This window comes from Streptomyces taklimakanensis (assembly GCF_009709575.1).
GTDB classification, from domain to species: Bacteria; Actinomycetota; Actinomycetes; order Streptomycetales; family Streptomycetaceae; genus Streptomyces; species Streptomyces taklimakanensis.
Genome location: NZ_WIXO01000001.1, coordinates 5924610 through 5949284 on the forward strand (window position 1 = coordinate 5924610; position 24675 = coordinate 5949284).

19 protein-coding genes and 4 pseudogenes are annotated in these 24675 nt (G+C 70.9%); 7 read left to right on the forward strand and 16 right to left on the reverse strand.

Annotated features, from left to right (window positions below; all coding sequences use genetic code 11):
• Positions 1-26: 26 nt before the first annotated feature.
• Positions 27-937 (forward strand): annotated as a pseudogene (locus F0L17_RS25885) (SDR family NAD(P)-dependent oxidoreductase).
• A gap of 29 nt (positions 938-966) precedes the next feature.
• A complete protein-coding gene (locus F0L17_RS25895; RefSeq protein WP_155072939.1) occupies positions 967-1197 on the forward strand; it encodes a tautomerase family protein in 231 nt (76 codons plus the stop codon).
• On the opposite strand, the gene F0L17_RS27910 is transcribed toward F0L17_RS25895, so the two are convergent.
• The 11 genes and pseudogenes from F0L17_RS27910 to F0L17_RS25950 form a co-directional block, all read right to left on the reverse strand.
• Positions 1154-2080 carry a transposase gene (locus tag F0L17_RS27910; protein ID WP_238419617.1) on the reverse strand — a complete coding sequence of 309 codons (927 nt, stop codon included), beginning with the start codon at positions 2078-2080 and terminating at the stop codon, positions 1154-1156. The two genes, F0L17_RS25895 and F0L17_RS27910, sit on opposite strands and share 44 nt — an antisense overlap.
• Before the next feature lie 136 nt (positions 2081-2216).
• Entirely contained in the window at positions 2217-3467 is a 1251-nt protein-coding gene (locus tag F0L17_RS25905) for an FAD-dependent monooxygenase (protein WP_155072940.1), read from the reverse strand.
• Positions 3464-4861, reverse strand: coding sequence for an MFS transporter (locus F0L17_RS25910; RefSeq protein ID WP_155072941.1), 1398 nt, complete (start codon positions 4859-4861; stop codon positions 3464-3466). Before F0L17_RS25910 ends, F0L17_RS25905 begins: the two co-directional genes overlap by 4 nt.
• A gap of 82 nt (positions 4862-4943) precedes the next feature.
• A complete protein-coding gene (locus tag F0L17_RS25915) occupies positions 4944-7475 on the reverse strand; it encodes an FtsX-like permease family protein (protein WP_155072942.1) in 2532 nt (843 codons plus the stop codon).
• Entirely contained in the window at positions 7472-8299 is an 828-nt protein-coding gene (locus F0L17_RS25920; RefSeq protein WP_155072943.1) for an ABC transporter ATP-binding protein, read from the reverse strand. The genes F0L17_RS25915 and F0L17_RS25920 overlap by 4 nt, the downstream gene beginning before the upstream one ends.
• Positions 8300-8433: 134 nt before the next feature.
• Positions 8434-9108, reverse strand: a complete 675-nt coding sequence (locus F0L17_RS25925) for a response regulator (RefSeq protein WP_162466699.1) — start codon at positions 9106-9108, stop codon at positions 8434-8436.
• 12 nt (positions 9109-9120) lie between these two features.
• A complete protein-coding gene (locus F0L17_RS25930) occupies positions 9121-10353 on the reverse strand; it encodes a sensor histidine kinase (RefSeq protein WP_155072944.1) in 1233 nt (410 codons plus the stop codon).
• Between the two features lie 57 nt (positions 10354-10410).
• The gene (locus F0L17_RS25935; RefSeq protein WP_155072945.1) at positions 10411-11496 is read right to left on the reverse strand and encodes an acyl-CoA desaturase; all 1086 of its coding nucleotides are present in this window, start codon (positions 11494-11496) and stop codon (positions 10411-10413) included.
• Positions 11497-11698: 202 nt separating this feature from the next.
• Positions 11699-12114: pseudogene (locus F0L17_RS25940) on the reverse strand (ABC transporter ATP-binding protein); the annotation flags it as partial.
• 378 nt (positions 12115-12492) lie between these two features.
• On the reverse strand, positions 12493-13092 hold the full coding sequence (locus F0L17_RS25945; RefSeq protein ID WP_155072946.1) for an NAD(P)H-dependent oxidoreductase: 600 nt from the start codon (positions 13090-13092) through the stop codon (positions 12493-12495).
• 114 nt (positions 13093-13206) lie between these two features.
• Complete coding sequence (locus tag F0L17_RS25950) at positions 13207-14043, reverse strand: NAD(P)H-binding protein (protein ID WP_155072947.1); 837 nt, start codon at positions 14041-14043, stop codon at positions 13207-13209.
• Positions 14044-14133: 90 nt separating this feature from the next.
• Between F0L17_RS25950 and F0L17_RS25955 the strand changes: the two genes are divergently transcribed.
• A complete protein-coding gene (locus F0L17_RS25955; protein ID WP_162466700.1) occupies positions 14134-15096 on the forward strand; it encodes a cupin domain-containing protein in 963 nt (320 codons plus the stop codon).
• A gap of 121 nt (positions 15097-15217) precedes the next feature.
• Here the strand turns inward: F0L17_RS25955 and F0L17_RS25960 are convergent.
• Positions 15218-15942 (reverse strand): annotated as a pseudogene (locus F0L17_RS25960) (transposase).
• A 460-nt stretch (positions 15943-16402) separates the two neighbouring features.
• On the opposite strand from F0L17_RS25960, the gene F0L17_RS25965 reads away from it, so the two are divergent.
• The 3 genes from F0L17_RS25965 to F0L17_RS25975 all read left to right on the forward strand — a co-directional run bounded on the left by F0L17_RS25965 (position 16403) and on the right by F0L17_RS25975 (position 18005).
• On the forward strand, positions 16403-16747 hold the full coding sequence (locus tag F0L17_RS25965; protein ID WP_238419619.1) for a transposase family protein: 345 nt from the start codon (positions 16403-16405) through the stop codon (positions 16745-16747).
• Positions 16748-16878: 131 nt separating this feature from the next.
• Positions 16879-17343, forward strand: a complete 465-nt coding sequence (locus F0L17_RS25970; RefSeq protein WP_238420971.1) for a DUF2199 domain-containing protein — start codon at positions 16879-16881, stop codon at positions 17341-17343.
• Positions 17343-18005 (forward strand): hypothetical protein, encoded by a 663-nt coding sequence (locus F0L17_RS25975; protein ID WP_155072949.1) that lies wholly within the window; start codon positions 17343-17345, stop codon positions 18003-18005. Before F0L17_RS25970 ends, F0L17_RS25975 begins: the two co-directional genes overlap by 1 nt.
• A gap of 115 nt (positions 18006-18120) precedes the next feature.
• Here the strand turns inward: F0L17_RS25975 and F0L17_RS25980 are convergent, their stop codons facing one another.
• Both F0L17_RS25980 and F0L17_RS28580 read right to left on the reverse strand, forming a co-directional pair.
• Entirely contained in the window at positions 18121-18831 is a 711-nt protein-coding gene (locus F0L17_RS25980; RefSeq protein ID WP_155072950.1) for a hypothetical protein, read from the reverse strand.
• Between the two features lie 239 nt (positions 18832-19070).
• Complete coding sequence (locus tag F0L17_RS28580) at positions 19071-20075, reverse strand: integrase core domain-containing protein (protein WP_155072951.1); 1005 nt, start codon at positions 20073-20075, stop codon at positions 19071-19073.
• A gap of 41 nt (positions 20076-20116) precedes the next feature.
• Between F0L17_RS28580 and F0L17_RS27915 the strand changes: the two are divergent.
• Positions 20117-20386: pseudogene (locus F0L17_RS27915) on the forward strand (hypothetical protein); the annotation flags it as partial.
• Positions 20387-20626: 240 nt separating this feature from the next.
• On the opposite strand, the gene F0L17_RS25990 reads toward F0L17_RS27915, so the two are convergent.
• The gene (locus tag F0L17_RS25990) at positions 20627-23323 is read right to left on the reverse strand and encodes a Helicase associated domain protein (RefSeq protein WP_162465601.1); all 2697 of its coding nucleotides are present in this window, start codon (positions 23321-23323) and stop codon (positions 20627-20629) included.
• Between the two features lie 61 nt (positions 23324-23384).
• Entirely contained in the window at positions 23385-24308 is a 924-nt protein-coding gene (locus F0L17_RS25995; protein ID WP_155069180.1) for an aminoglycoside phosphotransferase family protein, read from the reverse strand.
• Positions 24309-24675: the final 367 nt, after the last annotated feature.

Genomic DNA, 24675 nt, shown 5'->3' on the forward strand with positions numbered 1-24675 from the left:
CCCATCGATCAACGAAAGACCCTGTCATGAGGAACGACGGCACCGGAAAGACCATCCCGGTCACCGGGGCCTCCAGCGGCATCGGGGCGCTGTCCGTGCGTGCTCTGGCCCTCGCCGGTCACACCGTGTACGCGGGCATCCGCCAGATGGCGACCCGTAACGCGACCGCGGTGGCCGACCTGGTGCGCTACGGCACCGACCACCGGGTCGACGTGCACGCCGTCGAGCCGGACGTCACCTCCCAGGACTCCGCCGACGGCGCAATCGACCGGATCGTCACTGAGCACAGCCGACTCGACGTGGTCGTGCACAACGCCGGGCACATGGTCCTGGGCGCCGCCGAGGCGTTCACCGCCGAGCAGTTCGCGGATCTGTACGACGTGAACGTCCTGGGCACCCAGCGCGTCAACCGCGCCGCCCTGCCGAAGTTGCGGGAGCAGGGCTCGGGGCTGCTGGTGTGGATCGGCAGCTCCAGCACCCGCGGCGGTTGCCCCCTTTCCTGGCCCCGTACTTCGCCGCCAAGGCCGCGATGGACGCCCTGGCCGTCAGCTACGCCGCCGAGGTGCTTCCGTTCGGCATCGACACCGCGATCGTGGTGCCTGGTGCGTTCACCACCGGCACCAACCACTTCGCCAACGCAGGCACCCCCGCCGACATCGACCGTGCGGAAGCCTACGACCAGCGTCACCAATCCCTTATGAACGACCTGGGCAAGCGCCTGGCCGCGCTCATCCCTTCGGACGCCGATGTGACCGAGGTCGCTGAAGCCGTCGCGCGACTGGTCGCGATGAAGCACGGCACCCGGCCTCCGCGCACCCACATAGACCCCAGCCGGGATGGCAGCGAAGTCGTCTCCGCGGTCGCCGACCGCCTCCGCGCCGACTTCTTCCGCCGCATCGGACTGGACAGCCTGCTCACCGCAGGCAGCTCCCTGTAACACCCCACTGAGAGAAGGAACAACCAGCCATGCCTTTTGCGAACTTCAAGGTCCCCGAGAAGACCCTCACCCCGAAGCAGAAGGAGGAGATCGTCACCCGCACCACCGAGCTGTACGTCGAAATCTACGGCGAGCGCGCCCGCAACAACACCATGGTTCTGGTCGAAGAGGTCGCCGACGGCGGCTGGGGCATCGCCGGTAACGTGCTCACCCTCGCTATGCTCGGCGAGGCGACACCGACCGACACCAACGACGCCTGACCGCACCGGCCGTCATCCGGCCAAGACACCACCTCGAAACCGAAGGCCACCGGGTCGAACGTCCGGCCACACGGTCTCGTTCATCCGGGGCCGGTGAGATCAACGAAGCCCTTCGATGTGTCCCCGCACTCGATCGGTCGGCGACATCCGCCGGGTTGCGGGGGCGGGGCACGGCAGCGGTCAGCCCCAGGTCGAGCCGCTTGTCCATGTCCAGGCGGAAGGTGCCGTACGGGTTGACGTTGAACCAGAACAGTGCGGTCAGGCCGCGCCGGTCCTCGTCCCTCAGATTCTTCACCCAGGCCGGCTCGGCCAGGACCTGCTGCACCAGCAGCGTGTTGACATGCACGAGCGCGGACTGGAGCAGATGAAGCACGAGCATCGACGCCTCGGCGTGCTCCTTGCCCGGACCGGTCAGGGCGCCGCCCGTGCCGTAGTGGAGCACGGTGTTCGCGCTGTTCCAGTTCTCGACGACCTGGAGGCCGCCATGGATCTCCCGGCGCAGGTCGGGGCTGGCGAGATAGCCGCAGGCGAAGATGGTACGCACGGCGCGGCCGAGTTCTTCGAGGGCCTGGCAGGTGGGGTACTTGGGGCCGCCGTGGGTGAAGCGCCTCAGGACCTGCCCGGCCTCCTCCACATCCGGCGGGCCCGGCGAGCGAAGATCGCAGCCCAGGTCGACCGGGAGCTGCCCGGCCTCACCGACCGCGAGCGTTGGCGCGTCCTCGAGGACCGGCTGCGCGAGCAGACGGCCATCGAGGCGGAGGACCTCGTGCGGCGCCGTGAGCCGGCCCGCGCGGAGCAGGCCCGCCGCGATGCCGCCCATGCGGCTGCCCAGGAGCAGGCGGAGCGCGAACGTGCGGCCGCGGCCGCCGCCGAAGCGGTCCATCAGGCCCTGCCGTGCCAGGACTGCGGGCGGGCACGGTCGCGGCCTGGCCGGCCGAACGCCCGGGGAGCGAGGTCGTCTGCCGTGACCGTGCTCCGTTCTTTACGGAACGGCTCGACTTGTTCCAGATGGAGTTCCATCAGCCGGCAGGGCCCGACCCGGCTCGGCGGTCATGCCGGCGCAGGGGCTCGAGCAGAGTGAGCGCCGAATGAGCCGGTTTTCCCTCCGCTGGGGGCATGGCGCTGAGGCTGCGCAGCCGTTCGTTGCGCTGCTCCAGGGCCTGGGCGGTGGTGGGGAAGAGGACGGCGCCGCCCTGGCCGACCAGCTCTTGGTTCGCGGTCACGAACTGCTGGGTGTCGCGTTCGTAGGCGGCGAAGCCCGCGCCGTGACCCCGGTCCGCGAGGCAGCCGGCGAGCATGTACGCGCCGACGAGCGCGAGGCTGGTGCCCTGTCCGGTGAGGAACGAGGGCGCGTACGCGGCGTCGCCGACCAGCGCGACCCTGCCGTTGGACCAGCGGGGCATGTGGATCTGGCCGACCCCGTCAAAGAACAGGTCCTCCGCCTCGCGCAGGGCGGCCAGCATGCCCGGGACCTCCCATCCCGCGTCGGCGAAGACCTTGGTGACCAGGTCGCGTTGGGCTTGCGGGTCCCGGAACGCGTCCATGGGCGGCTCCGGCCGGGCGAAGTTCAAAAAGGCGTGCACCTCGTCGTCGTCCCCCACGGAGTAGAGTGCCGCGGCCCTGCCCGGGGCGTTCCACATCACGGTCTCGTGGGAGAGCCCGAAGGTGTTGCGCATGGTGAACACAGCGAAGCAGTAGCCGAGGTAGCGGCGGAACTGCTCTTCAGGGCCGAACAGCATCTCCCGGGTGCGCGAGTGCATGCCGTCCGCACCGAACACCATGTCGAACGTACGGCTGCCACCCCCGCGGAAGGTGACGTCGACCCCGTGGTCGCTCTGGTCGAGGGTGTCGATGGAGTCGCCGAACAGGAACTCCACGTCGTCACGGACCGCCGTGTACAGCGCTTCCGTCAGATCCCCACGCCGTACCTCCAGGTCCCGTCCCGCGACGCCGCCGGTGACGGCGTGCGGGTGCAGGGAGGTCACCTCGCTGCCGTCCGAGTCAAGGAAGGTCAGCCGCCGCAGGTCGATGTGCGCGTCCCGTAGCCGCGGCAGGATCCCCATTCTCCGGACGACTTCCAGTGCGGTGCCGCGCACGTCGATGGGATAGCCACCGCCACGCAGGGTGGGCGCCTTCTCCACGACCGTGACCGCGTATCCGTAGCGGTTCAGCCAGAACGCGAGGGCGGGCCCCGCGATGCTGGCCCCGGATATCAGGACCTTGCGCCTCGGCGTGCCACGGACATCCGTCAGCTGATCGGTGAGGGTCATTCCTTGACTCCTTTGGGCATGGTGCGAGTGACGAACAGGGCCAGCGACGTGACGACGCCGGCTGCGACGAAGCCGGTGACGTAGGCCGATTCGGCCGCGACCTCCGACCCGGAAGGGGTTGCGGCGGTGAGGAGCGCACCACCGAGCTGCCCGCCCACGGCGTAGCCGAGTACGCGGCTCACCAGGATCAGGCTGGTGGCGATGCCGGTGTCCTTGGCATCGACGGCCGTGGCGGTGCTGGTCATCATCGCCGTGACGCACAAGCCGTTGGCCAGCGCGATCAGCGCCTTGCCGACGACGACGTGCCAGACCTCGGTGTGCACGGACGCCAGGACGACCAGGGAGACGGCCATCATGACGACCCCGGTGTTGACCACGGCACGCGAGCCGAAACGCCGGTCCCCGATCCCGCCGAGCGGCCCGGCCAGCGTCGCGGCGACGGCGCCGGGCAGCAGGAGGAAGCCGATCTCGGTGGCGCCGGCGCTGAATCCGTACCCGTCGCCGCGCTCGTCGAGCAGTTGCGGAACGAGATAGGCCGCCATCGAGGTGCCGAGGCAGATCACGAATGTCAGCGCACACGCCTTCCAGATCGCGGGCCGTGCCAGCATGTGCAGATTGATCACCGGAGAGGCCGCACGCCGTTCGACGGACACCCAACCGGTGACGAAGACGGCCAGAAACACGACGAGGGCGCCGAGCACGAGTGGTTGCGAGGCCGCTTCGGGCGCCAGCGCGAGTACGAGCATGAGCGTGACCAGCACCCCGCTCAGGAGCAGCAGGCCGGGCCAGTCGATGCCGGCGTCGTCCGACCCGCCCGGCTGGTCGGACGGCATGAGCCTGTTCACCAGCAGGGTGGCCCCGATGACCGCGATCGTGGGCAACGCGAACATCCAGTGCCGGGAGAGCTCTTCCGCCACCGGCCCGGCCGACAGCATGCCGACCATCCCTCCTCCGACGAAGAGTCCGCTGACCACCCCGATGGCGACCCTCGACTCTCCCGGGGGCAGGTTTTTGCGCACGACGATGAACGACAGGGGCAGCGCGCCCACCATCGCCCCCTGCAGCACCTGCCCGAGCAGCAGCACGGGCAGGTTCGGGGCCAGGGCGGACACCGTGCCGCCGACCGCGACGACCGCCATCAGCCGGATCAGGACTCGTTTCCCGCCGTAGCGGTCGCCGAACTTGCCTGCCAACGGCGTGATGAGTGCCCCGGTGACGAGGAGCACGATGCTGAGCAGTGCCCCTTCGGACTGGCTCATGTCCAGTTCGCGTTCCAGGAGCGGGATCGTCGGTGACACCACCGACTCCAGAGCGCCGGTGGACAGTGCCAGTAAACCGAGGGCTCCGACAGCGGCCTTCCCGATGGGGACCGGGGGATCCAGGGTTGTGGTCATGAGTGTCCTTTCCGTCATTGCCGGGTGAGGAAGGGGGCAACGGGGGGCGCGCACGGCATGTGGCGCTGCCGCCCCGGATGGGCTAGGACCAGCGGCGCAGCGTGGCCCGGGCCGGCAGCGTGACCGCCGGCAGGGCCAGGCCGCCGGCGGCGACCGCGAAGCATCCGTACACCAGCGGGGGCACGTACGGCATGTCACCGGTCACGCCGCTCATCATCGGGATCAGCGTGGCCGCGGCGATCGCGGAGCCGAGGACCAGGCCCACCACGGCGACCAGCAGGCCTTCCCAGCGGAGCATCGTCATCACCTGACGCCGGGTGGAGCCGACGAGGCGCAGCATGCCCAGCTCGCGGCGGCGGCCCAGGACCGTCATCACCAGGGTGTTGACCGCGGCGACGGCGGCGAACCCGCCGAGGACCGCGGCCATGGTGTTGTTCATCCAGGCGCCCAGCTTCGCGTCGCGGTTCTGCTCGGTGGCGTAGCCGGAGGCGTCGGTGACCTCGCCCAGGGCGGTGAGCGACTTCTTTGAGCCGCCCCGTACCAGGAGCGTGCTGTCGAAGCTCGAGGTGACGTGCCCGGCCAGGGACGCCCGGTCCATGGTCACCGTGGCCAGGCCGAGGCCGCGGCCGTAGACCGCGACGATCTCGGGGCTGACCTCCGTCCCGTCGGGGAGGTAGAGCGGGAGCCGGTCGCCGACACCGGCGTCCGCCGAGGTCGCCAGGGCCTTGTCGATGGCGATACGCCCCTCGCCGAGCCGGTCGAGGCTGCCGTCGCGTACGTCCAGGTCCTGCACCTTCGCCAGCTCGGCGCCAGAGCCGGTGACGCCCTGGGTGGTCGCGCCCTGGAGCGACGTGAACTCGCCGGAGCCGGTCGGCACCAGCACCTGCGTGTTCAGCAGCCCGACGGCCGCCTCCACGCCCGGCGCGCGGGCGGCGCGTGCCGCCGCGTCCACCGGGAGCCCGGCCGGGTCCGTCACCACATGGTCCGCGGTGATGCCCGCGCGCAGCTGCTTGTCGGCGGCGTGGGTCTCGCTCGTGTGCATGAACACGAGGGTCGAGGAGAAGGCCACGGCGAGTACGATCGGGGTGATCGCGGAGGCGAGGCGGCGGGCGTTGGTACGGGAGTTGGCGGCCGCGAGTTCGGCGGACGGGCCCGCGCCGCGCAGCGGGAGGCCGAACAGGCCGGCGCACAGCCGTGCCACCAACGGGCCGAGCAGCCCGACGGCGAGCATGAAGAGCATGACGACGCCGAGGGCGGCGCCGGCCGCGTCGTCCCCGGCGGAGCGGGCGGACACGCCGGTGAGGATCGTGCCTCCGACGAGGGCGCCGACGCCGAGGAGGGTACGGACCAGACCGGGCCGCAGCCGCTCCACCGACGCGTCCGACAGCGCCTGTCCGGGCTTGATCTTCGCGGGCCGGCGCCCGGCCATCCAGCCTGCGCCGAGCGCGGTGAGCAGTCCCATGACGACGGCGGCGAGCAGCGGAAGCCCGGAGACGTGCAGGTCCACGGCGCGCGGGATGGCGTCCCGGTCCTGGAGCTGCCCGAACCACCAGTGGGCGAGCCCGATGCCGGGCAGGCAGCCGATGATCCCGGCGAGCGGCGCGACGAGCAGTGCTTCGGAGGCGACCGCGCGGCGGACCTGCCGCGGGGTGGCGCCGACGGCGCGCAGCAGGGCGAACTCGCGGGCCCGCTGACCGACCGAGAGCGCGACGGTTCCGGCGGCCGTGAAGACCGCGACGATGGCGGCGATGCCGCCGAAGGAGCCGCCGATTCCGAAGAGCGTCACCTTGGCGTACCCGAGGCCCGGGTCCTCGACGGCACCGCGGTCGTCGCCGGTGTGGACCTGGACGCCGGAGCCGGCCAGGGCCTGCTTCACGGCGCCGGCGAGGGCGTCGGCGTCGGTGCCGTCCTCCGCCAGCACGACGATGGCGTCGGCCTTGCCGGGATGCCCGGCGAGCAGGGGGGCCTGGGTGTCGGCGAACCAGGTCAGGGCACCCGCGTCGCCAAAGTCGCGGGCGGTCTCCGCGGGGCCGGCCTCGGCGACGCCGGCGACGCGGAAGTCCTGCCGGCCGGCGGCGGTCTCCAGTACGACGGTGTCGCCGACCGCGGCGTGCGCGGCGCGGGCCGTTCCCGCGTCGAGGACGACTTCCCCCTCGCGGGGTGCGGAGCCGGTGGTCAACGAGGTGCCGGTGAAGGTGTGCGAGCCCCATCCGTGCGCGGTGAGCACACCTCCCGGAACAGTCGGTGCACGGGCGCCGGCGTCCACCGCGCGCACCGGGAAGGTGAAGTCCGCGACGGCGGTGGCTGCCCCCGGCGCCCCGGCGGCCTTCGCGGCCAGCCCGGCGTCCATCCGTGCCGTGTCCGGCAGGGGCGTCGCCTCCTTCTCGCGGTCCTCGCCGCTGCCGGTGACGACGTACTTGTTCTGGTCCGCCGCCGCGACGACCGGCGCGTTCGCGTACCGTTGCGGCGGCACGGAGGCGCGCAGGCTGGTCTCGAGGAGGATTCCGCAGGCCGAGACGATCAGTGCGGACATCAGCAGCGCGAGGAAGGTCCCCGCGAAGGACGCGGGCTTGAAGCGGACAGCCTCACGGGCGAGTCCGTTGGGGCGCCTCATGCCGCCACCCCCGTCATCGCACCGGAGCGGGAGGCGCGCGAGGTGAGCACGGCCATCCGTGCCGCGATCTGCTCCACCGAACCGCGCTCGAGGCGGTCGACGAAGGCGCCGTCGGCGAGGAACAGCACACGGTCGGCCCAGGCGGCCGCGGCCGGGTCGTGGGTGACCATGACAACGGTGGCGCCCAGAGCGTCCACCGCATTGCGCAGCAGGCCGAGGACCTCGGCGGCGGTGCCGGTGTCGAGGGCGCCGGTGGGTTCGTCCGCGAAGATCACGTCGGGGCCGGTGACCAGGGCGCGGGCGACGGCCACGCGTTGCTGCTGACCGCCGGAGAGCTCTCCGGGCCGGCTCTTCGCCTTGTCGGCGAGTCCGACCTGGGCGAGCACCGCCTGCGCCTGGCGCCGGTCCTGGCGCTGCCCGGCCAGGCGCATGGGCAGCAGCACGTTCTGCTCCACGGTCAGCGACGGCAGCAGGTTGAACGCCTGGAAGACGAAGCCGAGGCGGCTGCGGCGCAGCTCGGTGAGCTCGTTCTCGCTCATGCCGGTGATCTCCGTGCCGCCGAGGCGCACGGATCCCGCCGTCGGCCGGTCGAGCCCGGCAGCGCACTGCAGGAAGGTGGACTTGCCGGACCCGGACGGGCCCATGACCGCGGTGAACGTGCCGCGCGGCAGGGCGAGGTCGATGCCCGCGAGGGCGTGCACCGTGCCCGGCCCGCGGCCGTACTGCCGCCGGACGTCGCGCAGTTCGACGGCGAGACCGGGCGTGGCGGCCGGGACCTCGGGCCGGTTGTCCGCCTTCTGCCGCTTGCCCCTGCGTAGCCTCATGTCCCGTCTCCCTCTCACGCGCACTTTCTGTGACGGGTGAAGAGTGCGGGGACGGCTGAGCGCCGGGCGTCATACCGGGGAGCCAATGTGGGGGTGCTACCGCGGTAGGGGGTGGAGGAGGGGCGGGGGCGGTCCTACTCGCCCGGAACGACCAGCCCCGACTCGTAGGCGAAGACCACCGCCTGGGCGCGGTCGCGCAGGTCAAGCTTGGTCAGGACGCGGCTGACGTGCGTCTTCACCGTCTGCTCGGCCAGCACCAGCGTCTGCGCGATCTCCCCGTTCGACTGCCCGCGGGCCACCAGCGTGAGGACCTCGGTCTCGCGTTCCGTCAGGCCTTTGAGCCGCAGCGCGGACTTGCCCCGGACGGCGGAACGCTGCTTGGCGAAGTCCGCGATGAGGCGGCGCGTCACGGAAGGGGCGAGCAGCGCGTCACCCGAGGCCACGACGCGGACCGCCGCGATGAGGTCGGCCGGCGGCGCATCCTTGAGGAGGAAGCCGCTCGCGCCCGCCCGGAGCGCCTCGTAGACGTAGTCGTCGACGTCGAAGGTGGTGAGCATCAGGACGCGCGGCCGGTGTGTCACACCGGGTGCCGACTCCAGGAGGCGGCGTGCGGCCTCCAGCCCGTCCATCTCGGGCATCCGCACGTCCATCAGCACGACGTCCGGGTGGGTACGCCGGCTCAGCTCGACGCCCTGCGCGCCGTCGGGGGCCTCGCCCACCACGTCGATGTCGCTCTGGGCGGCCAGCAGGGCGGCGAAGCCGGCCCGCACCATGGCCTGGTCGTCGACGATGATGACGCGCGTCGTCACGTGAAGTCCTTTTCAGTCGGGGAAGTTCAGGGGAAGTTGGGCGGCGACCCGGAAGCCGCCGTCCGGCAGCGGCCCCGTGTCGAGGCTGCCGCCGACCAGCCGCACCCGCTCGCGCATGCCGACGAGGCCGTGCCCGGTGCCGCCCACCTCGAGCGGCCGGTCGGGCGGCTGGGGCGGCGGTCCGTTGACGACCAGGACGGTGAGCCGCGCACCGTCCTGCGGATCGGACTCCGTCACCGACAGCGACACCTGCGTGCGGGCACCCGGTGCGTGCCGCACGACGTTCGAGAGAGCCTCCTGGACAATCCGGTACGCGGACAGACCGACCGCCTCGGGCACCTCGACGTCGCAGGGGGTGAACTCCACCGGCCCGCGGGCCCTCGCCGTCACTTCCACCAGCTGCCCGATCTGTGCCAGGCCCGGCTGGGGCACGAGCTCGCCGTGCGCCTCCTCGTTGCGCAGCACGCCGAGGAGCCGTCGCATTTCGCCGAGCGACTCACGCGCGGTCGCCGCAATGGACGTGAACTCCTCCCGCACGTCCGGCGGCAGCCTGTCGAGGCGGTACTCCGCGGTGTCCGCCTGCACCGTGATGACGGACATGTGGTGTGCCACCACGTCGTGCAGCTCGCGGGCGATCCGGGCGCGCTCCTCCAGCAGCGTCCGCCGGCCACGTTCGGCCTCGCTGATCGTCTCCTGCTCGACCAGCCTGCGCTGCACCTCGGACCGCTCGCGCAGCGCACCGCCCAGCAGGAGCGCGACGCCCCCGAGGATGGTGAACAGCAGGCCCACGGCGCCGAAGCCATGGGGCGCGACGAGCCCCAGGGCCACGTTCGCGGCGGCCGTGGCCAGCCACACCAGCAGCAGTGTCCGGCGCCGCTCGCGCAGCCCCAGGGCGAGGCAGAGGCCGACGTACCCGACGATCTCCATGGGCGGGAACGGCCACAGCAGCCGCTCCTGGAAGTCGACGGTGAGCAGGGCGAGCGCCCCGGCAACGTCCGCGACGAAGACCACGTACCAGGCCTGCAGCGGCCGTACGACGGCGAGCAGCAGCGGCGCGGCCTGCGCGACGGCCAACCCGCCGGCGACGCCTCCGGTCAGGCCGTAGTCGGCGCTGAGGACCACGATGGTCGTGGGCAGCAGGGCGACGCACAGCACGAATGCCACGGCCCACGGCAGCAGCCGCACCCATCGCCGCGAAGCCCCCGCGAGCAGTGCGCGCGGGCGTTCCTCCTCCACTGAGGTCATGCGCACCAGCCTATGTGCGCCGCGACGGCGTCCGGAGTGGCGCAAGGCGTCGGCTCCTCACATGTCGGCACGCAGCGGTTCTCCCACTTCGTCCATGTGCCGCAGGGCCTGACGGTGGGAGTCGACGAGGTCGGTCTCCGCGTAGGGGCTGCCGAGGTCGCGGCAGCGGGCCTTCACCATGGACCGGGCGAGCCTCGGGTACGGGCGGGGCATGCTGGGGAACAGGTGGTGCTCGGCCTGGTAGTTGAGGCCCCCGAGGAACCAGTCGGTGAGGAAGCTGCCCCTGACGTCGCGGGACGCGATGGCCTGGAGCCGCAGGTGTCCCCCTTTCTCGCCGTCGAGGTCGGGCATGTCCATCCCCTTGTGGTCGGGCGCGAAGGCCATGCCCAGATGCAGCTCGGACAGCGCCTGGTGGAGCGCCACGAAGACGAGTGCGTGCGTGAGCGGCATGGTCGTCAGGAGGAGCGTGCCCTCCACCGGCCGTTCGCGGCCGGTCCGACGGTACAGGTCCTGGAAGCCGTAGGGCTTCAGGGCGAGACCCCCGAGGAGGGCGAGCGGGAAGAAGAGCCGGGCCTGGTGGCGGGTGAGCAGGCCGCGGAAGCCCGTGCGGGTGGCAGCCTGCTCACTGGTGAAGACGAGGGCGTCGGGGGCGACGTCAGGGTCCTTGCCGATGTGGTTGGGGTTGGCGTGGTGGCGGTCGTGCTTGTCGTCCCACCACCCGTGGCTCACGCCGAGCAGCAGGTCGCCGTGGACGAGGCCGATCCGGCGGTTCACGGCCCGGTCGCCGCTGACCTGGGCATGGCCCGCGTCGTGGCCGATGAACGCCGTGCGGGCACACAGGACGGCTAGGACGGAGGCCAGCGCGACGACCCACCAGGAGCCGCCCATGAGCGCCGTGCCGGTGACGATGGCGGCAAGTCCCAGCGCGTTGGTCGCGATGGTGCGCGCGTACCAGCCGGGGCGCCGGTCGAGCAGCCCCTGTCCCTCGACGTCACGCAGCAGCGGCGTGAACTCGCTGCCCGCGTCCGGTGGAGCTTGTCGCGCGGTGGCGTTCTCGCGGTGCGGCGAAGGCGAGCTTCGCCGTGTGCTGCTGGCACGCGTGGTCACTACGGCGGTGGTCGGCAACGTCCTGAAGCGGCGCATCCATCCGTCTTCCTCTGTCTCGTCCGTGGGAAGACGAGAGGGTAGAGACGCGGTGGGCGCCGGGGCGTCACACCAGGGAGCCAAGGCGCGGTGATACCCGAGTAGGGGGTTGGGCCAGGTCCGGTCACCGCGCGGCACGGGCCGCACCGCCCCCGGTGGGCCCGCCCCGCGCGCAAGGACCTTCCGAAACGACCGCCCTCCCCTACGCCACGCCCCCCGCGGCCGCGACGGGCCCCGGCTCCCCGCTCTCCCGCTGCTCGAACTGTGTCCGGTACAGCTCGGTGTAGCGGCCGTCGGCCGCCAGGAGCTCGTCGTGGGCGCCGCGTGCTACGGTCCGGCCGCTCTCGATCACCAGGAGGTCGGCCGCGCGGACGGTGGACAGGCGGTGGGCGATGACGAGGGCGGTGCGGTCGACCAGGGCCTCAGTCAGGGCCTCCTGAACGGCGGGCTCCGAGGTGTTGTCGAGGTGGGTGGTGGCCTCGTCGAGGATGGCCACGTGCCGGCGGGCCGGCAGCAGCCGGGCATGGTCGTGCGCCGGCGCTCGCCGCTGGAGAGGCGGCAGCCGCGTTCGCCGACCACCGTCTCCAGGCCGTCCGGCAGGGACCGTACGAGGGTGTCGCCTGTCGCGCAGGGCGAACCAGCCGCCGAGGCCGTGGACCAGCGCGAGGCCGTCCATCTCGACAGCTGGACACGGCCCTCGACCCCCTGCCCCTGGTACCGGTCGGCCGAGGCGGGGCAGCAGGACCCGCACGAACGCAGTCGGGCAGCTCGCCGCCGCACTGCGCGCATCCTGGCGGCGAAGGCGGCGTCCATACGCGATACCGGTCGCCTGTCCGCACCATCGGCCGCCGGGCAGCGCCCCACGAACCCCTGCCGCCCCAAGCGGCGGCAGGGCACGCCGACTGCGTCCGGAGGGATACAAGGGCCGGCCCGGCGGCCCTCAGCAGGCGGGTTCTTCAGCAGCATCTCACCGGTTGAAAGACTGTCTGACCTGCCTCATTCCTTCAGGCGGGCATGGATGGCTTCGCTGATGGTCCGCACCGCACGGTCAACATCTCGCACTGTGGCCTCGGGAGTGAGCTGTTCGGATTCGTAGATGAACGCTGTGGAGCCGCGCCGGCTGCCGCAGTAGTCGATGATGCCGTGCTCGATCTGCGTCCGCAGTGCGCTCTCGTATCCGTGGCGCTCGTATGCACCGCAGTCGTCGCCGGCGATGGGGAGAAGATGTGTGGTGAGGCCCTGCAGTTTCGGCTGCAGACCCGAAGCGGGGGAGTATTCGAAGGCCCAGCCGTTGACGAAGACACGGTCGATCCACCCCTTCAACAGTGCAGGCATCGACCACCAGTACACGGGGAAGATCAGCACGAGATCGGTGGCGCGCTCAAGACGACGGTGTTCAGCCGTGACGTCAGCCGGATAGTTGCCGCCGTCGTGGTACGCCCGACGATCCGCCGGAGTGAACCGGGGGTCGAACCGCTCCTTGGCCAGGTCGGCGATCTCGACCGAACCGGGTTGAAGCGCTGCCTGAAGTTTTCCCAGCACATGATGCGTCAGGGACCGGGGGTCGGGGTTGGCGGCGACCAGCAGGGCATGCATCGATGGCTCCGGTTACGTGAAGATACGGACGTAGACAAGTGGTGTGGATGTGCGGGATGGCGTGCGGTGCTCCGCTTCCCGGAGCCCAGTACGCCAGGCCAAGGCCCGCGGGACTCAGCACCGCCAGGCTTCCGCTGCCGTGGCCCGCAGGACGAAGCCCTCGAAGGTCCGCGGCGCGCACCTCAGCACGGTGGCGACGGCGTCCGACGTCCAGGCGGCGGTCCCGCGTTCAAACAGCACGAACATCTCGGTGAGGTGCCGGGCCTCGTCCTCGCCCCAGCCCTCCTGGACCAACGTCGCGGTGTACTCGGCCGGGGAGATGCGCCGATGGACGATGGGCTGCCCGGACGCCCGGGAGATCGGCTCGACTGCCTCCGCCTGGGGCGGCCCGCGCGGCCCGGTCAGCTCATGGACCCGACCGGCGTGCTGTCCGGGCTCGGACAGCACTGCGGCCGCTACGTCGGCAACGTCCTCAAGGTCGATGAACGGCCCGGGGACCGCACCCGCCGGAAGCGCCGGCTCGCCGGCGGCCAACGGGGCGCGGAAGGGGCGCCCGTCGAAGTTCTGGGCGAAGTTCGAGGCACGCAGGATGGTCCGTTCCAGCGCCGAGCCGCGCACGGCGTCCTCGGCCGAGCGCATGTCCAGACCGAACGCGGAGTCGCCCCAATCGTCGGCGCCGTGACCGGAGAGCAGGACCAGGCGCCGCACACCGGCGGCCTCGGTCCGCGCCACGAAGTCGTGCACCGGACCGGGCACGGGCACAGGCACCACGTAGGCGGTGGTGACGCCCCGCAGGACCTGATCCCAGCCGGCGGGGTGGAACCAGTCGAACGGGATCCGACTGGAACGGGAGGTGGCGCGCACGGGCGTGTCGCGTAGCCGCAACCGGGCGGTCACCCGCCGGCCGGTGTTGCCCGTCGCGCCGAGGACAAGAGTGATGTCGTTGCTCATGGCAGCGAGTCAACGGCACGCGCCCGGACGGTTCCATAGGTGATACGCCAGATCACCTGGGTAATCGTCTGAATCGTTTAGCCTTGGCGGGTGGATGCTTTCGGCGACCTACTGCGCGGAGTGCGGGCCCAGGGCTCGTTGTTCGGCAGCTCGACCCTGACCCCGCCCTGGTCGCTGCACTTCGTGGACGGCGCGCCGCTGACCTTGTGCACCGTCCTCTCCGGAGGCGGCTGGATCGTGCCGGAGCGCCGCCCTCCCGAGCGTCTGGGCGTCGGCGAGACAGTGATCGTGCGGGGCCCCGCGCCGTTCCTCTTCGTCGACGAGGTGGGCACTCGGGCCGAACCCGTCGAGTGCGGCGCGTTCTGCTCGACGCCCGAGCAGGGCGGGACCCGCTACCGGCTTGGCTGGCACGATGCCGGTACCGGCGGGGAGGACACGACGACCCTGGTCGTCGGCGCCTATCCGGTGCGTGGGGAGATCAGTCGCAGGCTGCTGGACGCGCTGCCCGTCGTACTGCGCGTGGGGTCCGGCGGCGGGCCCGACCCCGTGTGGGATCATCTCGCCGCCGAAGTCGCCGCCGACACCCCGGGCCAGCAGATCGTCCTCGACCGGCTGCTGGACTGGATGCTGGTGTGCGCGCTGCGCGAGTACTTCGACCGGCCCGGCGGTACTCCGCCGGGCTGGTACTCCGCCGGGCGCGACCCGGTGGTGGGCGACGCGCTGCGCCTACTGCACGGGGAACCGGCAGCGCCGTGGACGGTTGCCTCGCTGGCCAGCCGGACCGGGGTGTCGCGGGCCACGCTGGCGAAGCGGTTCACCGATCTGGTCGGCGAGCCGCCCCTGACCTACCTCACCCACTGGCGCATGACGCTCGCGGCGGACCTGCTGACCGAGCGCGAGACGGCGACTGTCGCGGAGATCGCCCGCGCCGTGGGCTACTCCGACGCGTTCGCGTTCAGCGCGGCGTTCAAACGAACCCGCGGCATCAGCCCCAGCGCGTATCGGCGCACCGCGACGGCCCCATCCCCGCAGCCGGCCGGCACACCCTCATGACAAGTCCCCCAGCATCCGCCCCCTCGTCCAAGACCCTCCGCTGGTCAGGGAGATAGAGGTGCAACAGTCTCCGAGCGCCCACCTCACCCAGATGAACAGCAGGCGCTTCGACTGAGCTTTTTCAGCGGTGCTGCTCCAGGGTGAGGACGGCGGCAGCGATTGACGACAGGCGGTTCGGGCTGCATCGGGCTCAGCGGAAGATCCGCCAGGACTTCAGCCTTGCGACACTTCGTTCGACCGGTGCCCGGGCTGCTGACAGGGCCCGGTTGATCGTCCGCTGTGTGGGAGTGAGCTCTCCGAGGGTGGGCGTCGGACCGGCGTGGTCACCCAGGGGTTGGCTCCGATGTAGGCGCGGTCGGCGAGGACGGGCACGCCTTGGTGTTCACGGATTCGGATGATCCGGTGGGTGCGGCCGGGCAAGGCGTGCGAGATCCACAGCAGCTTGCCCGCGGGATCGGCCACGGCCTGCACGTTCACGCCGTGGCGGCGGTGCTTGTGGGAGAAGTCGCCCCGGCTGTCGCCCACCCGGCCGCACTCGGCGAGTGTTCCGTCCAGGAGGATGTGCTCGGGGCCGGTCTCCCGCAGGACGCGCAGCAGGCCGGGTGCCCGCTGGGACAGGTGGTCGACGGCGGCGGTGACGTAGGCGTGGGTGGCACCGACGGATATGCCGAACCCGGCGGCGGTCTGGGCGAGGGTGTCGTGCCGGCGCAGGTAGACCGGGGCGACGAGAGCACGCTGGTGAGGCGGGAGCTTGCAACGGCGGTCACCCTCGCGGGTGACGATGGGTATGGTGACCCACTCGACCAGGGCGTGAGGCAGGTCGAGTACGGCAGGATGGGGAACCAACGAGGCTCCTGTGCTGATGAGTTGAGGCGTTGAACACCTCACTCAACGGCACGGGAGCTTTGTACGTTGCGGCCAACCCGTCCATCACCCACACGGGGTCCAGACTGAAAGGGCTCAGTAACTTTCCGGCCTTGGCCAAGGGGCATCCGCAGGCGGAAGAGTACCCGACTTTGTCGGCAGGGCCGCGTCGAGGCACGGCTCGCGTGGTCTGGGAGGGCGCGGGCTGCGGGTCAGCGACCGTTCGGCAGGGTGATACCGAAGGCGTCTCCGTCGCTGCCGGTGGGGTGGCCCAGATCGGCCTCGGCCAAAGCGGTGGCCGATTCCAGGTTGCCGGGGCGAACCTTGAGCACGGTGACCGTACCGGCCGCGTTGCCGGGTGCGCCGACCAGTGGTTCGGTCCGGCCGTCGCCGTCGGGGTCCAGGGCACCGACGGTCCGCGGACATCACCCACGCCCGTCAGTTGGGGCTGGTTCAGCTCCCGGCCGACGGATCCGCGGTGGAGATCCTCGCGGATGCCGGCTACCAGGGCCTGGGTGCCCAGACCGGTGGACGCGTGGTGACACCACCGCATCGCAAGCTCACAAAGAACGCCCCCAACTGGTACGAGGAGATGTATGAGCGGCAGCGCACGGCGCACTCCTCACGACGCATCCGGGTCGAGCACGACATCGCCCACCTGAAGAACTGGCGAGCGCCGGCCCGCCACCTCGGCCGCCGCGAGCACATGAGTGACATCGCCCAGGCCGTCGCCAGCCTGCTGTCCCACCAACAAACCGCGGGCCTCGCCTCGGCACAGCAGACGTGAGCACCGAGTTCCGCCGAAGCCTTCGACGTCCTCGCCGCCTACCGTGCACGAGCTCGTTAGGCTCCAGCATCATGACCAGTGATCTCGGGTTCACCTGCGCATGCTGCGGAGCCCACCACCCTGAGCTGCCGATGAACTACACAGCCGAGGCGCCCGCCGTGTGGGATCCGGCCTTCGCCAACGCCGATGACTGCTTGCTTTCCACGGATCAGTGCGTGGTCCGCGGGCAGCACTACTTTGTCAAGGGGCTGATCGAGATACCGGTCATCGGCAGTGACGAGGTGTTCTCGTGGGGCGTCTGGGTCTCGCTCAGTCGAGAGAGCTTTTCCCGGGCCTCAGATCTGTGGGACAGACCGGGCCGCGAGGCTGAGAAGCCGTACTTCGGCTGGCTCACCACAGACCTTCCGGTGTACCCGGCGACGACACTCAACCTGAAGACGCGCGTCCATACTCGTCCGGTCGGCGAGCGCCCCTTCGTCGAACTGGAGCCCACCGACCACCCCCTCGCCATCGAGCAACACACAGGGATCAGCCTGGAGCGCGTGCGGGAGATCACGTCGGCCGTGCTCCACGCCGGTGACGGCGAGCAGCAGTAATGGCTGACCAGCCCGTATCGCCCGTCCCGGTCGCGCCTGTCGGCCTGAGCCGCAGGGCCCAGCGGTTCATCGAGACGGAAGGCATCCGCGTTCGCCGGCAGGACATCCGGCGACACCGTGGCGCGTGGATCGAGCATGGGATCCCCGCTGCGGAGATCGAACGGGCCACTGCCTTCCAGGACCGCTGGGGCGGCCTCGCCCTGCCGCCGGCCCCGTTCTACGAGGGCGGTCCGCGCATCCTGGACGCCGACTGCCCCGAGGAGATGGCCGCAGATGGCTGGTCGTTCCCGGCAGGGGACTGCCGGGTGTCTATGGCCTACAACTTCATGATCGGCCCTGACGGTGCGTTCGGTATCGACGCCTACCGTTGGACGCCCCTGCATGCCAGCATTGACGGGTGGGTGGAATCCCTGGCGCTCGCCGCTCACGCCCGCCGCTGGGCCACGACCGTCACAAGGATCACGCGCAAGGCCGTCGACGCACTGGATCTCGGCGAATTCGAACCGGTGCCCGAAGTGCAAGGTGTGACCGACTCCTGGTGGCGGGGCAAGAACTCCCTCATCGCCGTGTACCGAGGTGAGGCCGTGGGCCTTGACGCCCCGCAATGCCTCGAAGCGCACATCTACAGCGGCCTCGACGAGTGGGCCCTCCACGGTGGCTGACCCGCAGGCAACGGATCTGAGCACCCACTTGGCCCGAAGCACCAACAACCGTGCTCAGTCACACATGCTCCTTCTCGACCGTCCTGTCGAAGCGCAGCCAGTAGAGCCCGAGAGGCTACTGCTGCTGGGTGGCTGGTCGCGCGTGAGTGAGTCCGCTCCACCGCTCCAGTTCGTCCGCGTGGCTGCCGGCCGCTGTTGCCCGGGCGACCTCTTCGGCTTCCTTCGGTGTCGGCTCACCATGGCGGGTGATCAACTTCAGCGGCCAGGTCGGAGTGCCCGACTGCTCGCCGTCGAAGGGGTGCCAGCTCCAGGCCGCACCGAACCGCCAGGCGCGCCCCTTCCGGTCGGCAATCTCATCACCCAGTTCGAGGAAGGCGTACGGACGGAAGAACAGCTCGATGTGTATGGGTTCGCCGCCGGCCGGATCGATCGTGTAGCCCTGGTCCTCAAGGGAAGGGTCGTGAGTCTCACCTTGCTGCAGGACCTCGAGGTAGGACGCGGGCCGGGGCAGCATGCCGGTGACCAGGGGCGGAACGAAGCGGTGGACCGCTTGGACGTGCACCACGGTCGCGGGGATTCCCACCAGGCAGGTATCGCCCGGCTTCAGTGTGGCCTCCGCCGGTTCCGTTCGGAAGATCTCCCACTCGCGGGCCACGGGCGTTGGAAGCGCCCTTTGACCGTTCCATCTGATGTTCTCGGCCTGCGGGTCCACTTCCAGCCACGGCCACCGCAAGGACACGTGGTAACGGGTGACCCCGGTGACGACAGTCTCAGTGAACGGGCACTTCAGCAACAGCACGTCACCGGGCCTGTAGTCGCGACTCATGAACGCATTGTGCATGCCGTCACTGCCGGTGGCCGATCGCCTTGGCCAGGTACTCGGCGTGGTCTTTGAGCAGTGGCTTGAGGGCGCCGTAGTAGGGCTGGTGGTCGGTTGTGCGGAGTCAGTGGAAGACGTTGTGTCGCTCCCGGGCCCAGACGGCGCGTAGTGTGGGGTCGGGGGCGAGGACTTGCACGCCGTGGTCGCGGAGGCCCTGCGCGCCAGCCTGGTGCTGCCTTCCTACGTCAAGGAGGCGGTGACCGCAGACCCCATCCGCCCGTAAGGGCCCAGATGTCTGGCCCGACCCTGGGGTGACGGAGCAGGGGAGAGCGGTGAGGGCGCGGACGTCGGGAACAGGCGGTGCTGTGCTGGGCTGGTCGGGTTTGGCGTGGATGGCCGCTGCACGGTGTAGTGCCTGCTGCTGTGCGGCGGCCGGAGAGCGATGACACCGGAAACGCTGGGGGCCTTGACCCCGGAATCCTGGATACTGGTTGTGCGACTTGGGTCAGCGTAGTTGGTGTTGCTCGGAACGCTGCTTCGTAGGCGATCGGGCTGCGGTGCCCGAGGCGGGAGTGGCGGTGTCGGGTGGTGTAGCGGTGCAGCCGGCGGAACGCGTCGAGGCGGGCCTCGCGCTCGCCGGACCAGTGCTTGCGGCCCTGGAGGGTCTCGCGTTTGAACGTCGCGTTGAAGGACTCGGCGAGTGCGTTGTCCGCCGAGCTGCCGACCGCGCTCATGGACTGGCGGACGCCCGCTGCGCGGCAGGCGTCGGCGAAGGCGGCGCTGGTGTACTGGGTGCCGTGATCGGTGTGCAGGACCGCCCCGGCGAGGCTGCCGCGGGTGAGTTCGGCGGCGGCCAGGGCGTCGATGACGAGATCGGTGCGCAGGGGCCTCCTTTGCTGGTCACCACTGGGGTGATGACGGGGATATAGAAGGCCCCATCCGTACCCGGATGGGCCCTTGAAGGCTGTTGAGCGGCCGCCGGGCTCGAACAACTTGCTCTCTTCGAAGTCGGCCCCGGCGGCCCGTCCGCGGGCGCGGACCGCCGCCCGGTCGATCTGGAGGCGCTGCGTACCGGCCTGGACGCCCTCCAGTTCACCGTCGACGAACTGCGTCGGATGACCGAGGCGTTCACCGCGACCGGCATCGCCGCACGGCGACGGACACACCAACGCCCGCGCCCGGCCGCCGATGACAAACCGCGTGCCCACCGCCAGGACCCGTACCGCCCGCCGGAGGCCGGACCCGACCATACCCGAGGCCCGCGGCGGTGAGGGCCGGGAGGCTGCCGGACATGGACGCGCACGAGCTCCTGCACGCCCGGGTCTACGGCCCCGGCTCGGGCGATCCCGACCCCGGCCCCTTCGGCCCGGCCACGTCTACCGGGAGCTGGTGGGCGGCCCGCTGGACGGCCGGTTGCCGGACGTCCAGCGGCTGGAGCGCGGACGAGTTGGCCGGAGGCGCGATGCTGATGGCCGAGGCTGGCGCGTTCGGGCCCGGTGGCCGCGCCGACTGTGAGCCCCGCCCGGGCGACCCCGACCGGTGGGACTGGTGCGGCGACGTCCCCCGACCGTGGCCGGTGGCTGCGGTTGGCCGACCGGCCAGTATCGGTGGGGCAGAGCCCGCGAAGACCTCCCAGGCTCCCAGCTCACCTGGGAGGTTGACGGCGAGAACCCCAGGTAACTGCGCTCCTGGGAGGCGAGCTGGGGACCTGGGAGGACCCCGCGTCCGCTGGACGCGCCGCGTGTCGACAAACCACCCAAGGTGAAGGGTTCGGACCCGCCGGGGCCGGGCCTTCGCCGGGTCACAGCGCTCCCAGTTCTTCCAGCACCTTGGCCCGCTCGTGGGGGAGCCTGCCGCGCCGCTGTTTCTGGTTGCTGATCCACACCCCGAGCCGGATCGGGTGCTCCTGCCCGGTCTCGTCGTGGACGGCTTCGACCCACTTGCGGGGCACTTTCACGTGTCCCTCCCGTGCCTGGTACTGGCGCAGCGCGGCCAGGGCGCGTTCCCAGGCGGTGGCGCTGGCGGGCACTACCACCGCCTCCGCCGCCTGGTCTGCGGCGCCGGCTTCACGACCCGGCGCCGGGGTGGTGGGCTGGACGCCCAGCGCTTCCAGGCGTTCGCGCTGCCCATCGGCCAACCGCTCCCACCCGGTGCGCTGCCTGGCCAGCCAGAGCCCGACGTCCTCCCCACCGACGGTCACCCCCGGCCGGATCTCGGCCGGCGTCGCCCCGCCCTCGATACAGGCCCGCAGCTTGGCGTAGTGGCGTTGCCAGTCGACGGTCCAGCCCTGGGCGGCCGGGTTCCAGTCGGGGTCGATCTCCGCCAACCGGGCGGCCCGCTCCGCCGCCCGCTGCGAGTCTTTGCCCAGCCCGCCGGGGCGGCGGCAGTTGGTCAACCACTGACCCACCGGCCGCCCCTCGGCCACCGCCGTTCGGGGCGCGCACAGCGTGCCGTGAACCGCGAAGTAGGAGCGCGCCGCGGCGAGGTTCTCCTCGAAGGCGGCGTCGGGCACGGACCAGACCATCCCGGCCTCCTCCAGCAACTCCACCCGCCACGCGGCCAGCGTTCCGGCCCGGTAGGCACGCCGCTGCTCACTGACCCACTGACCGAGGGGGAAGGGGCCGACGCGGGCGTCCAACGGCACCGCCACCGCCCTCTTACCACGCTCCTTACCACCCTGCTCCTGGTCCTGGCGCTCGTCCTCGTTTCCGTCGCCGTGCTCCTGGCCGTGTTCCTTGTCTTGGTTCTGGTGCTCGTCTCCGCCCTGCTCCTGTTGTTGGTGCCATTTGCGGAGGGCGTTGAGTCCGGTGAGCCAGAGGTGGGATTCGGGTCGGATGACGCGGGTGCGGACGAACTGTGCGATGAGCTGTGGGTCGCGGGGGGTGGAGAACCGCAGCAGGGGCACCCTCTCCGTACCTCCGTTCTGGCCGTCGTCGCTGCCATCGCGTGCGGGGTCGAGGTCGGTCACCGACGCTCGTGGTGTGCGGCTGGGTGCGGACGCAGCCGTGAGCTGTTCCACGAGCGCCTCGGAGTGGCTGCGCAGTCCTTGTAGTACGGCGACCAGGGGTTTGTAGGAGGCGGAGGCGAGCATGTCGTCGGGCGCCTCCCCGGGCTCCAGGAAGACCGGCACCACCAACCGGGCCACTTTGCCCTGGCCGGGTTTCTGTCGCAGGGCCCGGCCGACGGCTTGGACGATGTCGACCGCCGATCCGCGCACGTCCGCGAAGACCACGCCGTCGACACCACGCCGGCCGGTGATGTCGATGCCTTCGCCCAGGACGCGGACGTTCGCCAGCACCGCCAGCTCGGTCTCCCAACCGTCCTCATCAAGGCCGTCGGCGAACCGGCCCAGCACGGCCCGCCGATGGGCCGGCTCGTGCTCCCCACACAACCAGTCGGCCCACACCCGCCGCGGATACAGCGCCGGATCCTCCGCGTGCAGCCGCGCCGCGGTCTGGGGCAGGGCCCGGGCGAACGCCATCGCCTCGGCGGTGCGGTGGTGGAAGCTGATCAGCGACCGCACCCCGGTGGTGGCCGCGTGCTTGACCAGAGCGGCCTGCAAGGCGGCCAGCCGTCGGCCCCGCTTCTCCTCCTCGCTCCCGCCGTCGCCCAGGTCTGGCGGGTGGATTTCCAGCACGTCGATCTCGAACCGCGCCAGGATGCCCCGGTCGATGGCCTCGGTGAGGGTGAAGGCGAACACGTGCGGCCCGTAGAGGCGTTCGTCGTCCATGCTCGCCACCAGCCGCCCGGAGGCCACCGCAGTGGCCTCCGGGGCGTCTTCTGTGGCCTTCTGAGCCCTGTTCCCGCCCTCTGCGGCCTCTTCCTCATCTTTTTCCTCTCCTGGGCGTCCGGCAGGTTCCCAGATGCGGGGTGTGGCGGTCAGGTACAGCCGCCGCGCGGCCGGGATGCGGGTGTTGTCGTGGATCGCCGCCCAGGGTTTGGCCAGGTCCCCACTGGTGCGGTGGGCTTCGTCGACCACGGCGAGCCCGAACGGGGCCAGGCGCTGCCCGTAGGCGCCTTGGAAGGCCGTCTCCAGCGGTCCCGGTGCCTGGACCGGCTCCCCGTCCGGGTCGGCCGGATCGATGTCCTGACGTGGGGCGAGGGAGGCGTAGGTGGCGAACATGGTCACCGGCCCGCTCCCGGCCCACAGCGCCAGCCGGATCGGGTTGGTGGTGCACCGCACCCCCAGCGCCGCCAGAGCGGTGTCTCCTTCCAGGGAGCACACCGCGACTGCCGGGCCGGTGTGGCCGGCCATCCGCCACGCCTGGACCGTCTGCGTCAGCAGATCCAAAGTCGGCACCATGACCAGTACCCGCCCCCGTGGCTCCAGCCTTCGGGCGGCCTCGGCCGCGATCAGGGTCTTGCCCGCTCCGGTGGCGGCCACCGCGGTGGCCCGCAGCCCTTCCGCCGGCACCTCGCGTCCTGCGCGGTATTCCAGCGCGTGGACGATCGCGTCCACCGCTTCGGCCTGGTGCGGCCGGAGCCTGATACCACTCACTTATGTCTCTTTCTGCCAGTGCCGATCATGCTTGCTTCCTCGCATTTCAGGGAGGGCAGGGTCAGCGGTTGAGCAGTGATTCCGCGACGACGAGGGAGGAGGGGGCGAGGGTGGCTTTCCCGTCGGCGATGTCCCACAGCGAGTTCTGCAGCAGCCGTCCCAGGGTCCAGCCGGTAGCGCGGGCGCGGTCCAGGCCGAGAGCGTCGGTGAGCAGGTCGAAGCGGCGCCGCACCACGTGTAGCGGATTGCCCTGGGCGACGACGTCGTCCCATCGGCTGTCCAGGGCGGGCCACAGGTCGAAGCCGGGGTCTCCGGCCAGTGGTTCGGGGTCGATGGCCAGCCACGGTTCACGCTGCGCGGCCAGGACGTTGCCGTAGTGCAGATCCCAGTGCAGCATCCGGTCGCCTGGTTCGCCGGCCAGCTCGGCCACCGCTGACGCCCAGCCGCGCAAGATCTGCCGGTGATCCGGCTCGGCCAAGGCCGCGACCGCTTGCGGGACCTGTTGCAGCATGTCGGTGGCGATCTCACCCAAGCTCCGCAGCCCCTGCGGCGCAGGGAAGCAAACCAGCCGTGCCTGCAGCTCGGCGAGGATCCCCATCGCGACATCATCGTCCTCAACGGAGGCCAGCGTGCGGGCGCTGTCCAGCCGCTCCAGCAGCATAGTGCTGCTGACAGGGTCGTGATCGAGGAGCCGCACCACCCCCTCGCCACCCCAGACACGCAGCCCGATGAGCGCAGCGGCGGTTTCCTTCCGGGGCATCTGGAACTTGAGGACCGCGCGCGTGCCGTCCCTGCGCAGCACCGGCAACACCAGCGATGCCTCTCCTGCCCTGGCCTCACCATCTCGCCGCAACTCCCAGCGGCCCAACAACTCCGCAGCGAGAGCCGGCAGTGAGGCAATCCAGCTCCTCCCCTTACCCCCGAACTCCCTGATATACGAAGCCGCCAGAGATTCAGGAATCTCGAACGGTCTCAACGCACCCATACCAATATTCCCTCCAACGGGAGCTGGTTCTCAAAGAAGAGAAAGCAGCCTCTCACTGACTCCGGGGATGGCGTGCTTTCCCAAACTCTACACACTGATGCATCCCCACACCTGAGGAACCCGCCAACCCAACCCGACCCACTCCCTCGCCCCGTGACCGCCCGTCACCCTCACCGCCGCCCCACACCCCTCCCTCTCCGTAACCAGCCTGGCCCACACAGCGGGCTCAACCTTCGCCCCCCCCCCTTGCCTGCTGACGTCCGCCCACCCCAGCTGCCCGCACGGGTGGTTGCCGGGGGTGGAGCGCAGCGGAACCCCCACCCCGCCACACAGGCCCTCCAGCCCGCTGCGAGCGAAGCGAGCAGTG

Excerpts from the sequence above, each read along its gene's own strand:
- F0L17_RS28580 (WP_155072951.1), bottom strand. The coding sequence starts at position 20,075 with ATGGTCGGGTCCGGCCTCCGGCGGGCGGTACGGGTCCTGGCGGTGGGC.
- F0L17_RS25980 (WP_155072950.1), bottom strand. The coding sequence starts at position 18,831 with ATGAGTCGCGACTACAGGCCCGGTGACGTGCTGTTGCTGAAGTGCCCG.
- F0L17_RS25945 (WP_155072946.1), bottom strand. The coding sequence starts at position 13,092 with ATGCATGCCCTGCTGGTCGCCGCCAACCCCGACCCCCGGTCCCTGACG.
- F0L17_RS25915 (WP_155072942.1), bottom strand. The coding sequence starts at position 7,475 with ATGAGGCGCCCCAACGGACTCGCCCGTGAGGCTGTCCGCTTCAAGCCC.
- F0L17_RS25935 (WP_155072945.1), bottom strand. The coding sequence starts at position 11,496 with ATGCGCCGCTTCAGGACGTTGCCGACCACCGCCGTAGTGACCACGCGT.
- F0L17_RS25920 (WP_155072943.1), bottom strand. The coding sequence starts at position 8,299 with ATGAGGCTACGCAGGGGCAAGCGGCAGAAGGCGGACAACCGGCCCGAG.
- F0L17_RS25970 (WP_238420971.1), top strand. The coding sequence starts at position 16,879 with ATGAACTACACAGCCGAGGCGCCCGCCGTGTGGGATCCGGCCTTCGCC.
- F0L17_RS25905 (WP_155072940.1), bottom strand. The coding sequence starts at position 3,467 with ATGACCCTCACCGATCAGCTGACGGATGTCCGTGGCACGCCGAGGCGC.
- F0L17_RS25895 (WP_155072939.1), top strand. The coding sequence starts at position 967 with ATGCCTTTTGCGAACTTCAAGGTCCCCGAGAAGACCCTCACCCCGAAG.
- F0L17_RS25975 (WP_155072949.1), top strand. The coding sequence starts at position 17,343 with ATGGCTGACCAGCCCGTATCGCCCGTCCCGGTCGCGCCTGTCGGCCTG.
- F0L17_RS27910 (WP_238419617.1), bottom strand. The coding sequence starts at position 2,080 with ATGGACCGCTTCGGCGGCGGCCGCGGCCGCACGTTCGCGCTCCGCCTG.
- F0L17_RS25910 (WP_155072941.1), bottom strand. The coding sequence starts at position 4,861 with ATGACCACAACCCTGGATCCCCCGGTCCCCATCGGGAAGGCCGCTGTC.
- F0L17_RS25950 (WP_155072947.1), bottom strand. The coding sequence starts at position 14,043 with ATGAGCAACGACATCACTCTTGTCCTCGGCGCGACGGGCAACACCGGC.
- F0L17_RS25995 (WP_155069180.1), bottom strand. The coding sequence starts at position 24,308 with ATGGGTGCGTTGAGACCGTTCGAGATTCCTGAATCTCTGGCGGCTTCG.
- F0L17_RS25930 (WP_155072944.1), bottom strand. The coding sequence starts at position 10,353 with ATGACCTCAGTGGAGGAGGAACGCCCGCGCGCACTGCTCGCGGGGGCT.